12 protein-coding genes and 4 riboswitches are annotated in these 12,629 nt (G+C 67.2%); of the genes, 3 read left to right on the plus strand and 9 right to left on the minus strand.

Annotated elements, in window-relative coordinates; genetic code table 11:
• Positions 1 to 14: 14 nt before the first annotated feature.
• The 6 genes from QTI04_RS20165 to QTI04_RS20190 form a co-directional block, all read right to left on the minus strand.
• Positions 15 to 806, minus strand: a complete 792-nt coding sequence (locus QTI04_RS20165) for a DUF2145 domain-containing protein (protein ID WP_286617418.1) — start codon at positions 804 to 806, stop codon at positions 15 to 17.
• Positions 807 to 895: 89 nt separating this feature from the next.
• Positions 896 to 1,354: a hypothetical protein gene (locus tag QTI04_RS20170; RefSeq protein WP_286601585.1), complete on the minus strand. Its 459-nt coding sequence runs from the start codon at positions 1,352 to 1,354 to the stop codon at positions 896 to 898.
• A gap of 41 nt (positions 1,355 to 1,395) precedes the next feature.
• Positions 1,396 to 1,881 (minus strand): YiaA/YiaB family inner membrane protein, encoded by a 486-nt coding sequence (locus QTI04_RS20175; RefSeq protein WP_286617249.1) that lies wholly within the window; start codon positions 1,879 to 1,881, stop codon positions 1,396 to 1,398.
• A gap of 103 nt (positions 1,882 to 1,984) precedes the next feature.
• On the minus strand, positions 1,985 to 2,644 hold the full coding sequence (locus QTI04_RS20180; protein ID WP_286601582.1) for a phosphatase PAP2 family protein: 660 nt from the start codon (positions 2,642 to 2,644) through the stop codon (positions 1,985 to 1,987).
• A 10-nt stretch (positions 2,645 to 2,654) separates the two neighbouring features.
• Positions 2,655 to 4,607, minus strand: coding sequence for an MFS transporter (locus tag QTI04_RS20185; protein WP_286617251.1), 1,953 nt, complete (start codon positions 4,605 to 4,607; stop codon positions 2,655 to 2,657).
• A gap of 26 nt (positions 4,608 to 4,633) precedes the next feature.
• Positions 4,634 to 5,476, minus strand: a complete 843-nt coding sequence (locus QTI04_RS20190) for a hypothetical protein (RefSeq protein WP_286601579.1) — start codon at positions 5,474 to 5,476, stop codon at positions 4,634 to 4,636.
• 124 nt (positions 5,477 to 5,600) lie between these two features.
• On the opposite strand from QTI04_RS20190, the gene QTI04_RS20195 reads away from it, so the two are divergent.
• From QTI04_RS20195 to QTI04_RS20205, 3 genes are all read left to right on the plus strand, one after another.
• Positions 5,601 to 6,335 (plus strand): helix-turn-helix transcriptional regulator, encoded by a 735-nt coding sequence (locus QTI04_RS20195; RefSeq protein WP_286601578.1) that lies wholly within the window; start codon positions 5,601 to 5,603, stop codon positions 6,333 to 6,335.
• Positions 6,336 to 6,365: 30 nt separating this feature from the next.
• Positions 6,366 to 6,450, plus strand: a riboswitch (glycine riboswitch).
• A 22-nt stretch (positions 6,451 to 6,472) separates the two neighbouring features.
• A riboswitch (glycine riboswitch) is annotated at positions 6,473 to 6,579 on the plus strand.
• An 80-nt stretch (positions 6,580 to 6,659) separates the two neighbouring features.
• Positions 6,660 to 7,907 carry an FAD-dependent oxidoreductase gene (locus tag QTI04_RS20200; protein ID WP_286617253.1) on the plus strand — a complete coding sequence of 416 codons (1,248 nt, stop codon included), beginning with the start codon at positions 6,660 to 6,662 and terminating at the stop codon, positions 7,905 to 7,907.
• 26 nt (positions 7,908 to 7,933) lie between these two features.
• A riboswitch (glycine riboswitch) is annotated at positions 7,934 to 8,034 on the plus strand.
• Positions 8,035 to 8,038: 4 nt separating this feature from the next.
• A riboswitch (glycine riboswitch) is annotated at positions 8,039 to 8,156 on the plus strand.
• An 87-nt stretch (positions 8,157 to 8,243) separates the two neighbouring features.
• On the plus strand, positions 8,244 to 9,545 hold the full coding sequence (locus QTI04_RS20205; protein WP_286617254.1) for a D-amino acid dehydrogenase: 1,302 nt from the start codon (positions 8,244 to 8,246) through the stop codon (positions 9,543 to 9,545).
• A gap of 11 nt (positions 9,546 to 9,556) precedes the next feature.
• Here QTI04_RS20205 and QTI04_RS20210 read toward each other — a convergent pair whose 3' ends face one another.
• From QTI04_RS20210 to QTI04_RS34205, 3 genes are all read right to left on the minus strand, one after another.
• Positions 9,557 to 10,825 carry an FIST N-terminal domain-containing protein gene (locus QTI04_RS20210; protein ID WP_286601574.1) on the minus strand — a complete coding sequence of 423 codons (1,269 nt, stop codon included), beginning with the start codon at positions 10,823 to 10,825 and terminating at the stop codon, positions 9,557 to 9,559.
• Between the two features lie 35 nt (positions 10,826 to 10,860).
• On the minus strand, positions 10,861 to 11,649 hold the full coding sequence (locus tag QTI04_RS20215; RefSeq protein ID WP_286617255.1) for a PhaM family polyhydroxyalkanoate granule multifunctional regulatory protein: 789 nt from the start codon (positions 11,647 to 11,649) through the stop codon (positions 10,861 to 10,863).
• A gap of 76 nt (positions 11,650 to 11,725) precedes the next feature.
• Positions 11,726 to 12,625 carry a copper chaperone PCu(A)C gene (locus QTI04_RS34205; protein ID WP_336621897.1) on the minus strand — a complete coding sequence of 300 codons (900 nt, stop codon included), beginning with the start codon at positions 12,623 to 12,625 and terminating at the stop codon, positions 11,726 to 11,728.
• Positions 12,626 to 12,629 lie beyond the last annotated feature (4 nt).

The following is a 12,629-nucleotide window of genomic DNA, read 5'->3' on the forward strand; positions in this document are numbered from 1 at the left end:
CGCACGATTCTGGTCTAGAGCTTGAGCACCACCGGCGCGGCGCCGAGCCCCGCGCGAGGCAGCCAGGCGAAGACCGAGTCCACGGTCACCGTCTCGATGCGGTCGCTGAAGCGCTTCTCGTTGGGATGGTCGTCGAAAGCCACGTTGGCCGAACCCACGCGGCCGCCGAGCCGGGTGAGCGCGCCGAGCCTGAGCGTCGTCGGCTCATAGCCCTTGAAGTGCAGCCAGGCCTGGGCCTGGTCGCGGGTCCGGATGGCCGTCGGTTCCATCGCGCCGGCCAGCGTCTCGACGGCCCACTGGTTCGATTGCTGGTACTTGTGGCCCCACGCATAGCTCACGATGCTGTAGGGCGCCGTGTGCAGTCGGATGACGCGCGCGGGCGACTCGTTGAGCGCCGCCAGCAACTGCGCCTGGACGGCCGGGGTCGGCACGACCCAGGCCGCTTCGTAGCGCCACAGATCGTCCAGGAAGAATTCGCCCAGACCCTGCCGGTACACAGTGGCGACCGCCGTGCCGCACTGGTTGAGCTTGTGCACGACACGCCAGTTGCCTGCTTCGGTCTTGTAGGCCAGCCCGAGGTGCGAGTAGCGCAGGCCGTACTTGCCCAGATCCTGCCCTGCACGGGCGAGCAGCACGACGCGCTCGCCGCTCGCGTCGAGTTCCCTGGCCGTGCGTTCCGCGAGTTGCATGCCCTTGATGACTGCCGCGGCGTTCGGCTTCGACTGCTCGCACGACCGGCCCGCATGCGCCTCCAGCGGGAACAGGAACACGCTCGCCAGTGCGACGGCAGCAGCCGTCAGGACCATGTGCAACGCGGTCCTCAGCAGGCGCCGCGATCGCGACAGGCGGGCCTGGTACTCGCGTTCGTAAGGCCCGAAGTTGGTGGACGAGCGCTTCATGACAGCCTCTCGTTGTAGAGCAGCGCGCGGCCAAGGGCATTGGGTACGAAGGCCAGCACTTCACCCGCCGCCGACAGGATGACGCCGCTGGCGATCACGCTGACGGTGACGGTCGAGCCGACGACGATCGAAGCGCCATGGGCGACCCTGCCCAGGACCTTCACGCTGGCCCGGGCACCGTCGGACGCCCTTTCGAGCAGGAAGACCGTGCCGTCGACCGATGCCTCGATGGCGACCACGGTCAGCACGGCACCGCCCACCGACAGGGCCGCCGGCACGGCCACCACCGCGCTCGCCGCTGCACCGGTGGCCGAGGCCGCCCCGACGACGGAGGCCACCGGCAACACCGACAGGGCGGCGGAGGCTTCGCTCTGGGCGTGAGCCTCCGCGGGAACGAGCACGTTGGCCAGGGCCGCGCAGACGGCGACGAGAACAGTGGTGAGGTACTGCTTCATGATGGGCACTCCTTGAGAGAGGTCGTGAACGGGTTGCTTGGTCATTGGGCGGCGCCTGCTTCGGCACGGGCTTCACGGCGTCCTTGCAGGCGCGCTTCGGCGAGATCGGCTTCATGGCGGTCGCGCAGCGTCTTGGCCAGCGTGAAGGCCGAACTGATCAGGAACAGCCAGCTCACGCCGAGGAAGGCCTTGTAGGTCTCGCTGATGTCCATCCGCAGCAGGCCCCAGCCCGTCAGCCCCATCGCGGTGAAGAAGCCGCCCCAGACGACCAGCTTCCACATCGGCGTGTCGCCGGCGCTCAGGACCGCGCCGCTCTGGTTGTCGCGCACGAACTTCGCGAGCACGAATGCCGCCGAGAGGCAGAACACGTAGCCCATCACCATGAAAGCGCGGTCCAGCGCCTGTCCCGGCAGCCAGGTCAAGCCGGTGGCGCACAGGAACACGGCCAACCCGAACGAGACCCAGACCTGCACTTGCCAGGCGCGCGTGTCGCGCTGGATGGAGACGTTGGAAGAGAAGGGATGCATGGAAGCCTCGCGGCGAAGTGAAAGTGCGCGAATCATGTTTCGCACTTCCGCCGCAAAGCGTGAACTAATGCACCGGTGGCGACTTCCTGCGCCACCGGTATCTTTATTCGATACCGGACGCCTTCTGGCGACGCGCGAGCAGGTCGGCGCGCGTGTAGGGCCGGTCGGTACCCGCCAGGCGCATCGCGATCACCTCGAGCGCGCCCTGCGTCGGCGCCGGGTTGCCCGGCCGAAGAAAGAAGATGGGTGTGGCAAGGCTGAGCAGCACCAGCGTCCAGTTCACACGGGGATGCGGCAAGCGATGCTGCTGCCAGAGAAAGATGCCGCTGACCGCCACGCCGAGGGCGAAGCCGGCCGCGACCTCCGACTTGGAATGTGCGTAGATCGCCAGCCGCGATGCGCCGATGAGCGCGGCGAACACCAGGCCGAACGAGGCAGCGGCAACCCGCACGCGATGTTCATAGCGCGAGACCGTCAACCAGCACGCGACCGGCCAAACGCTGGCCGAAATCGCCGTGTGGCCGCTGAAGCCGGTGAAGTTGAGGGTGGCACTCCCGATGCCCCAGCCCAGGAAGGCAATCTTCGACGCAGCGATCAGGCTGCCGCCGACACCGAAGAGCACCACCCACAGCAACGCGGACGGCCGCGTGGCGCTGCGGATGCCGAGCCAGACCGCGATCCACAGCGCGGCGGGCAACAGAAACCCGCTGTCACCGAACCAGGTGAGCGAGTGCCAGAACACCTCCGAAAGGGGCAGGACCATCAGACAGCCGTCACGCGCTCAGCAAGCCGCTCACGCGCCGCTGCAAGGCCTCGGGCTGCACGTCCGCCTGGGCCATCGCATCGCCGACGTTGAGCCCGACCCGGCTGAAGAACCCGCGCCGGAAAGGACGCACCATTGCGACGTTCTGTCCGTCGCGCACCTCGACCCGGCTGAAATACGAGCCCCAGAGATTGGTCAGCGCCATGGGGATGACCGGCGCGTCGATTCCTTCGGCACGCGCGGACTCCAGGATCTTCATCACGCCGCCCTTGAACGGTTGCAGGCTGCCGTCGCGCGTGATCGCGCCCTCCGGGAAGATCGCGAGCAGGTCGCCCTCGCGCAGCACCTGCACAGCCTGCGCGAATGCTTCTTCGTAGGCCGCCGGATCCTCTTTCTGCGGTGCGATGGGGATCGCCTTGGCCAGCCTGAACAGCCATCCGAGCACCGGCACGCGGAAGATGCGGTGGTCCATGATGAAGCGGATCGGACGCGGGCTCGCGGCCATCAGCAGCACCGCATCGATGAAGCTCACGTGGTTGCAGACCAGTACCGCGGCACCTTCGGTTGGAATGTGCTCGTCACCCTTCACGTCGAAGCGATAGACGAAGCGGGAGAGCATCCAGGCCACGAAGCGCAGCAGGTACTCCGGCACCAGCATGAAGATATAGAAGGCCACGACCGCGTTGGCGATACCCGTGAACAGGAATATCTGCGGGATCGTGAAGCCGGCCTTGAGCAAGGCGCCCGCGATGATCGAGCTGCCGATCATGAACAGCGCATTGAGGATGTTGTTGGCCGCAATGATCCGCGCCCGGTGCGTGGGCTGGCTGCGCAGTTGGATCAGTGCGTACATCGGCACGCTGTAGAGGCCCGCGAAAAGCGACAGCAAGCCCAGGTCGGCCATCACGCGCCAATGGGCCGGCTCGCGCACAAAGCTGCCCAGACCCATGTCGCCCGGCGCTGGAAGCGCACGCGATGCAAAGTACAGGTCGATGGCGAACACGCTCATGCCGATGGCGCCGAGCGGCACCAGGCCGATTTCGACCTGACGGCGGCTGAGCGTCTCGCACAGCAGCGAGCCGATGCCGATACCGACCGAGAAGACCACGAGCAGGAGCGAGGCGACTTGTTCGTTGCCGTGCAGCACTTCCTTTGCGAAGCTCGGGAACTGGCTCAGGAATACCGCGCCGAAGAACCACATCCAGGAGATGCCCAGCAGCGATCGGAACACGACGAGGTTGCCGTGGGCCAGCCTGAGGTTGCGCCAGGTCTCGCTGATCGGGTTCCAGTTGATCGTGAGGCCCGGATCGGTGGCCGGTGCAGACGGAATCGCCTGTGCCACGCCTCGCCCGACCAGGGCCAGCAGCACGCAGGCGAAAGCCACCGTCGCATGACCGACCTCCGGCAGCGCCACCAGCAGGCCGCCGGCGACCTGCCCGAGCAGGATGGCGACGAAGGTCCCCATCTCGACCATGCCGTTGCCGCCCGTGAGTTCGCGGGAATCCAGCACCTGCGGGAGGTATGCGAACTTGACCGGGCCGAACAAGGTCGAGTGCAGCCCCATCAGGAAGACGCAGCCCAGCAGCACCGCGGCATCCCCCCGGAAGAATCCCCACGCGGCCACCAGCATGATGGCGATCTCGAGGTTCTTGACGAAGCGGATCATCTTCGTCTTGTCGTACTTGTCCGTGAGCTGCCCCGCCGTGGCGGAAAACAGCAGGAAGGGCAGGATGAACAACGCGCCGATCGCCAGCCCCGCCATGGCGGGTGGCATCCAGCTGATCTGCAGCTGGTACGTGACCATCACCGTAAAGGCGAACTTGAAGAGGTTGTCGTTGGCCGCGCCTGCGAACTGCGTCCAGAAGAAGGGTGCAAAGCGCCGCTGGCCCAGGAGGGCAAACTGGTTGGCGTGCCCGTGCGAATCGGGCAGGCTGGGGGGAGACGCGTCGGCGGATGTTGTCATTCGTAAAGCCTTGCTGGCAGGATCCCTCACGCCGTCACGGTGGCGGCGCCCGGATTGTGCCGCAGGGCTTGCCGTTCGATGGCCTGCAAGGCATGCAGAACCGGCAGCGCCGCCAGCGCCGCGGTCAGGTGCTTGAGGCTGTGCCCCGACACGAACTGATGCGTCGCTTCGAAGATCGCATGGTCCGCCAGCTCGAACATCTTGGCGAGCAGGTAGAAGAAGATCACCCAGCCGAGCTTGAGGCCGATCGCGCCGTTCAACGGCTTGGTCAGCGCCAGCGCCGCAACCAGCGCCATGCCGCCGAACTGAACCAGCGCCCAGGGCAGCGCGTTCCCGGTGGTGTGGCAGATGGCCGCCGCCAGCAGCCCGCCTGCCAGCGTGAACCAGGCGGCGGGCCAGCCGGCGCGCGCACTCACCCGCTCGCACACTGCGAAGCCCACCAGCCCGGCGAAGGCCACGGCCATGCCGGCGCGGTCGGCCGCCAGGCGCATGCTGTCGGGCTCCAGGTGATAGAAGGCCGATCCCACGGCCGTGAGGATCAGGCCCGCGAAGAACATCCACGCGCAATCCAGCGAATTGACGGGCGGCTGGAATGCGGCCTGGGGCAGCGGCGCCGCATCCTGGGCTTGTTCGTGCGCGCGATCGAGCCAATGCAGCCAGCGCAGGCCCCAGATGCCGATCGCGGCAAAAGGCAGATTACTCAGCACGTCCATGGCGTTCGGCAGGCCGCGCCAGGCGTGGCCATCGGCAAAGGGCGCCGCACCGAGCCCGGACGAGGGAACCGCCGGCCCCACGACCGCTGCCAGCACGAGCAGGGCGAACAACGACAGCAGGCAGCGTTCGCGGTGGGAGAGGGACGACAGGGACATGGCGGGCTCCGGTGGTTGGCTTGGGGTGGAATCTAGGTTGTCAACCCACCGTTCGGCATCGAAAATCGATACGGCGTACTTTTCCACCACTCCCGGTATCAGCCGGCAATACCCGCCCCCCCTCATGAGCACCACCGTCGACCTGGTCCAGGCCCTCAAGAACGAACTCAAGAACGCCCATATGACCTACGCGGATCTCGCCAAGTCGCTGGACATGGCCGAATCCAGCGTCAAGCGAATGCTTGCCAAGGGCGACATGCCGCTCACCCGGGTCGATGCCATCTGCCGGGCCCTCAAGATCGATTTCGCCGAACTCGCACGGCGCGTGGCCGACGCGCAGCCGCTGCTCAAGGAACTGACGCTGGAGCAGGAAAAGGCGGTGGTCAAGGACAAGAAGCTCCTGCTGCTGGCCATCTGCGTGCTGAGCCAATGGACGCTGGAGCAGATCGTCGGCGCCTACCGGATCACCGAAGCCGAATGCATCGGCTACCTGGCGCAGCTCGACCGCATCGGCATCATCGAACTGCGCCCGCTGAACCGCTACCGGCTGAAGCTGGCGAAGACCTTCCGCTGGCGGCCCCACGGCCCGGTCATGGATTTCTTTCGCGAGAACGTCGTGCTCGACTACTACCGCGGCGGCTTCGACGGCCCCGCCGAGGGGCTTCTGCTGGTGCACGGATCGATCAGCAAGTCGCTCGCGCCCGCCTTCCTGGACCGTCTTCAGCGCGTCGCGCAGGACTTCGCACAGCAGCACCAGACCGACCAGAAGCTTTCGCCCAAGGAGCGCGAGGGCTACACCCTGCTGCTGGGCATGCGCAACTGGGAGTTCGAGCTCTTCACGCGCCTGCGCCGAGCCTGAAACACACAGAAACCGGTTTCCTCTATAAAATCTTGGGCTGCAGAAAAGTGGACGCACTGCCGTCCCACCGATGGCGCAAACTCCCATGAACGCTCAGGTGAACCGCATTCGCGGTTCGGTCACTGCTTCCGATTGAAACATCGCCGACTGGAGAGACGCCACGCCATGTGGCGCACCGAAGGAGCAAGTCCGCTGCAGGTCGCACCGGATGAATCTCTCAGGTAACAGAGACAGGGGGAGCGGCAGTTTGAACCTCGGGTCACGGCCGCTCCGCACAGTGAGCACCAACACCCGCCGTTCATGTCATCCCACAAGGATCTGGACATGCGCGTGGTTGTGCTCGGCGCCGGCTTGCTCGGCGTCACATCGGCCTATTACCTTCAACAGCTCGGTCACGAAGTGACCGTGGTCGACCGGCATGCGACGCCCGCGGCCAAGGCCCGTGGCCGTGTGGCGCCGCAGGGCGGCGCACCGACGCCGCAGTGTTCCGGGGCCGATTCCACGGGCACGGGAAGCACACTGGGCAGATGGGCCAAGCTGCGCGCAGGCATGCGCCGGCACGTCTCCAGGCTGGTCGACAGGGCCATCGGCGCGCGCCCCCAGCGCGATCCCCGCGAACACCTCGTGCGTCTTGCCGCCTACAGCCGCAAGAGCGCTCGCGTGCTTCGGGAGGAGGGCGGCTTGCCCCAGGGCTCGCGTGTAGGCGGTCTGCTGAATGTCTTCACCTGCGCGGAAGCCTTCGGCGCCCGCCTGGCGCGCGCGCCGCACTGGTCCGAACTGGGCTGCGAGGAACAACTGTTCTCGGCCGACGACGCGATCCGCATGGAACCCGCGCTGCTGGCCATGCGTGCGAAGCTCGCCGGAGCCACCTATTCGGTCGAAGACCCGGCCCGTGATCCTGCGCAGTTCGCCGCAAGTCTCGTCTTCATGTGCCGCGCTGCGGGTGTGCGCTTCCTGACGAAGCACACCGTGGTTTCGCTGAAGGACCGCGACGGCCGCATCGACCGCGTCGAGTTGCTCGACCCCGCGGGCCAGCCCATGACGCTGCGCGCGCAAGCCTACGTGCTGGCGCTGGGCGCATCCAGCGTGCCGCATGCGGAATACCTCGGCGTCGACATGCCGCTGCGCTTCGTGCGCGAGTACATCGTCACGATACCGGTCAAGGATGCGTCCCGTGCCCCGCGCGTCGCGTTGCGCGACGTGCAAGGCAAGCTGCGCATCACCCGCATCGAAACCCCCGAAGGCGACCAATTGCGCGTCACCGCCACCGTACGCGCCGGCCTCGAGGAAGATCGCGAACCGGATTCGGATCGCTTCGATGCCATCCTGAGACGCGTGGAAAAGCTGCTCCCCGGTGCGGCGGACACGGCACGAGCTTCTCTCGCCACCGAGATGCACGCAGTGAGCACGAATCGCCTGCCGATGATCGGGAAGACGCGCCTGCCCAACCTCTTCCTCAATACTGCCCCCGGCACCCCCAGTTGGATCACGGCACTCGGCGCAGGCAAGTCGATCGCCCGCATCGTCAGCGGCCTGCGGCCCGAACTCCAGTTCGCCTTCCGAAGCCTGTAGCGCAAAGGGCGCCGGGCCCCTACAATCGCCCCACTGCAGGAGAGCGGGCCGCGCAAGCGGCTCCACCGAAGGCGCAAACTCCCATAAACGCTCAGGTCGGCTCGCAAGACGAGCCTGTACTGCACCAACTGTCATAGCCGTCTGGAGAGCCATCACGCCACTTGCATGTGAGCGTGATGCACCGAAGGAGCAAACCCGTTGCGGGCGCAACGGGTGAATCTCTCAGGTACCGAGGACAGGGGGAGCGGCAACTTGGACGCACGGTCCGGTTGCTTTTTCTTTTTTCAGCTTCCGTTTCCGTTTCGTTCAAGCGCTGCAACCTTCAAGGGTCTTGATATGCGCGTGATCGTTCTTGGCGCCGGCCTGCTCGGCGTGACCTCGGCTTACTACCTCCAGCAACTCGGCCACGAAGTGACCGTCATCGACCGGCAGGCCACGCCGGCCGCCGAAACCAGCTTTGCCAACGGCGGCCAGATCTCGGTGAGCCATGCCGAACCCTGGGCCAATCCGGGCGCACCGCTGAAGGTGCTGCAATGGCTCGGCAAGGAAGATGCCCCCCTGCTCTTTCGCATTCGCGCCGACATGCGCCAATGGCTCTGGGGCCTGCAGTTCCTGCGCGAATGCACGCCGGCGCGCACCCGCCACAACATCGAGCAGATCGTGCGGCTCGGCACGTACAGCCGCGACACGCTGCAGCAACTGCGCCGCGACACCGGCATCGGCTACGACCAGCGCACGCAGGGCATCCTGCACTTCTATACGACGCAGAAGGAGTTCGACGCCGCGCTCGAGCCCGCCGAGCAGATGCGCGCACTGGGCTGCGACCGCCAGGTGATTTCGGCCGACGAAGCCGTGAAGATCGAGCCCGCACTGGCGCACATCCGTCCCCAACTGGCCGGCGCCACCTATACGGCCGAGGACGAGTCCGGTGACGCCAACCGCTTCGCGCGCGAACTCGTGAACCTGGCAACGGCGGCCGGCGTCAAGTTCCTGATGAGCCACACGGTGACCGCGTTGCGCGATGCCGGTGGCAGCATCGACCACGTCGAGGCCACCGACAACGAAGGCCGCTTCCAGCGCATTCGCGGCGATGCCTTCGTGCTCGCGATGGGCTCGCTGAGCCCGCTCTATGCTGCGCCACTGGGCATCCGCCTGCCCATCTATCCGGCCAAGGGCTACTCGGTCACCCTGCCTGTCAAGGACGCCTCCAAGGCGCACCAGGTCTCGCTGACGGATGACGAGTTCAAGCTCGTGTTCTCGCGCTACACATCGGCTTCCGGCGACCGTCTCCGCATTGCCGGCACGGCCGAACTGAACGGCTATGACCGCGACCTGAACCGCGTGCGCTGCGAGGCGATCGTGCGTCGCGTCGAGGAGCTGTTCCCCGGCGCCGGCGACACCGAACAGGCCCAGTTCTGGACCGGCCTTCGCCCGGCGACGCCGAGCAACGTGCCGCTGATCGGAGCGACGAAGCTGCAAAACCTGTTCCTCAACACCGGGCACGGCACGCTCGGCTGGACGCACGCATGCGGATCGGGCAAGTCGATTGCCCGCATCGTGAGCGGGCTCGCGCCGGAGGTGGACTTCGCCTTCACCGGCTTGCGCGCGAACGCTTCGCCGACCCTTCAGCCGGCCTGAGACTGCCGCGGCTAGTCGTTGCTGGTGAAGACCGTCAGGACGCCGGTGTAGCCGTACAGGTGGTTCCGTGCGATCTCGCCGGCGGCGAAGAAGCCGACCAGCGGCACGTCACCCAGCGCGTGGCGCACGATCTGCAATTCGGCGCCCGGCGAACCGAAATGCGGCCCGCCTCGACCGGAGCAGCTCACATACACGGCTCCAGCGATGCGCCGGGCCGGATGCGGCGCCGCTTCGGCCTCACCAGCGGCCACCGCGCGAGCGGTGGCCAGCGTCTGCTCTTCCGGCTCCAGCTCCTCACGGATTTCGGCGCACACGCGCATGAGGTCCGAGCGTGCGGCCTGCGCGTTGCGCCGGCAGAAACTCATGCGCATGCCAGCTTCGGCAACGTCCGCAATCGCCACGCCGCGACGCGTCGGGTCGAGTCCGATGATGTGCCGCACCCGCACGTCGGCGCCGAGATCGCGGGTGCGCCGGAGCCCATCGCTGCCGGCTTCGGACAAACCGACGAGCGTGGCGCGCACGGCTTCGACCGCCTGCTCCGGCGCATCGAGCGATACCTGCAGGTCGTCCAGCAGCACGTCGAGCGCGGGCTCGCCATCGAGCTTGAGGAGTAGGTTGCCATCGGCCTCGGTGATCTCGCGTTCGCGCGATACCGGCTGGCAACCTTGGGTGACGCGCGACACCAGGCGCACGCCTTCGCCGAACACCACGCCCGACAAGCCACCCGAGAAAACGCCGCCGACGGCGCCATGGCCCCGGATGTTGCCGTTGCCGCCGATGGCGAACTGCAGCGAACCGGCTCGCCCGGAAGAGAGCCCGCCGAACAGGTAGCCGGTGTCGGTCCGGTCGGCCATCTCGGCGATCAGTTCGCCCAGCTCGGGCGTCCGCGGATCGGCGTGCACGAGTGCCGTGTGGGCGGCAAAACCGCTCATCTCCGAGCTGGCCAGCGGCGCCACGCCCGAGAACACGCGGTACTGGTCGCTCGGCAGTTCGCACAGCATCACGCTGAGCGCCGGCTCGTCGAAATACTCGGCATTGTTGGCTGCCACGCCCACCCCCACCGTGCCAGACCAGTCGGTGATCTCGGGCAGCTCGGCGCCGAGGTGGTCGAGGATTTCCTGCGCGTCGGCGCCGTAGTGGTCGGTGATGTAGAGCAGGCCCAGGGAGGGCGAACGGGCGTAGTCGGGCAGCGCCATCTGCGCCCGAAGTTGGGCGAGCACGAGCCCGGCCGCCATGCGCCATTGCGGATGGGTGGCGTGACCGGAGGGAAACAGCTTCATGCGCGCGGCTTTCTGTCTGGGTTCGTTTCGGATGGTCAGCGTCCGCGCGCGCGCTTGCGTGCAGGAGCCGATGATTTGCCGGCGGCAGCAACGCTGCGACCGGTGGCAGGTGCCTTCTGTGCCGTCTTTTTGGCGGCAGCGGTAGCAGACTTGCGTGCCGACCTGGCCGGCGTCGGGCTCATTGCCTTGCCGACCGCATCCGCCAGCGGCTGGGCCATGGCAGGTACCTTCAGCTGCGAGGCGTCCTGCATCGCCGAACTGGCGATCTGCTGGAACTGCTGCGTGAGTGCGCCCCACCATTGCATCGGGTCGATGACGCCAGCGGCATCCGCCGCCGCATCCGCGGACGCCTTCGTAGGCTTCGCCTTTGCAGTGGGCTCCTCCTCGACTTCTTCCTCTTCTTGCTCTTCTTCTTCCTCTTCCTCTTCGACTTCCGGCTCGGGGGCCGGCGGCGCGGCACGGAACGAAGGCGCGGGCGCCGGTGCCGGAGCGCTCGGCGGCCGCGTGAAGACACTGGCCAGGTCTTCCATCCGTACGTTCATGCCGCGCAGCGTCGAGAGCGTCATCTTCTGCACTTCGAGCGCCTGGATGGTCGCCTTGAGCGCGTGGCCGTTCTGCTCGAGCCAGTACTGCACGGTCTTGAGTTCCTGGATGCGCTTGTCGACTTCCTCGACGCTGAGCGTCGGCGCCACCCAACTCGAGAGGCTGGGCATGCCGGGCACCGCGCTCGCGCCGGCCGACGCGCTGCCGCTCGCCAGGTTCCGGAGAAAGTCGAAGCCCGGGACGAACTGGCTGAAGGCGAAAGGCTTGCTCGCGTCGCTCATGGGCGGTCTCCGGTAGTGTGGTTCTTGTCCGGGCAGCTTACTCCAAGCGGCTGGGTTTGGGCTCGGTTTGGGCTCGTCAGTGCTTGTGTTCGCCGCCGGCCGTCGCGGCCGCTCCGGCGAGGACCGGAACGTCGAGCTCCTTCGTGCTCTTCTGCCCTTTCGCGTCCTCGAACTGAAGCGTGAGCGGCACGGTGCTGCCGTTGGCGAGCGCCTTCTTCAGGTCCATCAGCATCAAGTGGTAACCGCCCGGCTTGAGTTCGACGGTTTGCCGCGCCGGCAGCTCGATGGCACCGGCAGCACGCATGCGCATGGTGTCGCCTTCCATCTTCATCTCGTGCACTTCGGCCACGCCGGCGGCCGGCGTCGTTGCGCCGACCAGCCGCGTGCCCGATGGCGCGTTGAGCTTCATGAAAGCGCCGGTGCCGCTCTGGCCCGGCACCGAAGCGCGGATCCACGCGTCGCGCACGTCGACCGCCGCCACGCCGGGCGCCAGCACGTCGAGACGCGCCGCGGGGCTTTCGAGGCCTTCGGTCGAACTGCCACTGGCGGGGATCTGTGCCCAGTCGGCGCTGCCGGTGTCGCAGGTCTGCAGCACCTTGAACCACAACGCGCCCGGCGTCGTCGGCAGCTTGCCGCGCACCACGAACTCGGCGCGCTCATTGCCGGGGAGCGCCGTCTGGGCGGACTCGGCCGTCCAGCGCACTTCGCCGGCGCTGTCCCCCGCCGCCTTCTGCACATCGAGCTTCCAGCCTTTGCGCGCCTGCGCGTCGCTGAAGGCAAAGCCCTTGGGCAGGCGCACGGTGATGCCGGTGGTGCTCTTGGCGTCCTTGCAGGCATGGCCGACGCGGAATGCGGCTTCGTACTCGCTACCGGCGCTGGCCCCGCCGGGCGGCAGGGTCACGTGGGCGAAGGCGCTGCCGGCGCCGGCCAGGAGGATGCAGGCCGCGAGGTGCCGGAGAGGGGATGGGGCGTTCATGGCG

Origin of the sequence: Variovorax sp. J22R115, from assembly GCF_030317005.1 — a bacterium.
Lineage (GTDB): Bacteria > Pseudomonadota > Gammaproteobacteria > Burkholderiales > Burkholderiaceae_C > Variovorax.

Excerpts from the sequence above, each read along its gene's own strand:
- QTI04_RS20165 (WP_286617418.1), bottom strand. The coding sequence starts at position 806 with ATGGTCCTGACGGCTGCTGCCGTCGCACTGGCGAGCGTGTTCCTGTTC.
- QTI04_RS20170 (WP_286601585.1), bottom strand. The coding sequence starts at position 1,354 with ATGAAGCAGTACCTCACCACTGTTCTCGTCGCCGTCTGCGCGGCCCTG.
- QTI04_RS20175 (WP_286617249.1), bottom strand. The coding sequence starts at position 1,881 with ATGCATCCCTTCTCTTCCAACGTCTCCATCCAGCGCGACACGCGCGCC.
- QTI04_RS20180 (WP_286601582.1), bottom strand. The coding sequence starts at position 2,644 with ATGGTCCTGCCCCTTTCGGAGGTGTTCTGGCACTCGCTCACCTGGTTC.
- QTI04_RS20185 (WP_286617251.1), bottom strand. The coding sequence starts at position 4,607 with ATGACAACATCCGCCGACGCGTCTCCCCCCAGCCTGCCCGATTCGCAC.
- QTI04_RS20190 (WP_286601579.1), bottom strand. The coding sequence starts at position 5,476 with ATGTCCCTGTCGTCCCTCTCCCACCGCGAACGCTGCCTGCTGTCGTTG.
- QTI04_RS20195 (WP_286601578.1), top strand. The coding sequence starts at position 5,601 with ATGAGCACCACCGTCGACCTGGTCCAGGCCCTCAAGAACGAACTCAAG.
- QTI04_RS20200 (WP_286617253.1), top strand. The coding sequence starts at position 6,660 with ATGCGCGTGGTTGTGCTCGGCGCCGGCTTGCTCGGCGTCACATCGGCC.
- QTI04_RS20205 (WP_286617254.1), top strand. The coding sequence starts at position 8,244 with ATGCGCGTGATCGTTCTTGGCGCCGGCCTGCTCGGCGTGACCTCGGCT.
- QTI04_RS20210 (WP_286601574.1), bottom strand. The coding sequence starts at position 10,825 with ATGAAGCTGTTTCCCTCCGGTCACGCCACCCATCCGCAATGGCGCATG.
- QTI04_RS20215 (WP_286617255.1), bottom strand. The coding sequence starts at position 11,649 with ATGAGCGACGCGAGCAAGCCTTTCGCCTTCAGCCAGTTCGTCCCGGGC.
- QTI04_RS34205 (WP_336621897.1), bottom strand. The coding sequence starts at position 12,625 with ATGAACGCCCCATCCCCTCTCCGGCACCTCGCGGCCTGCATCCTCCTG.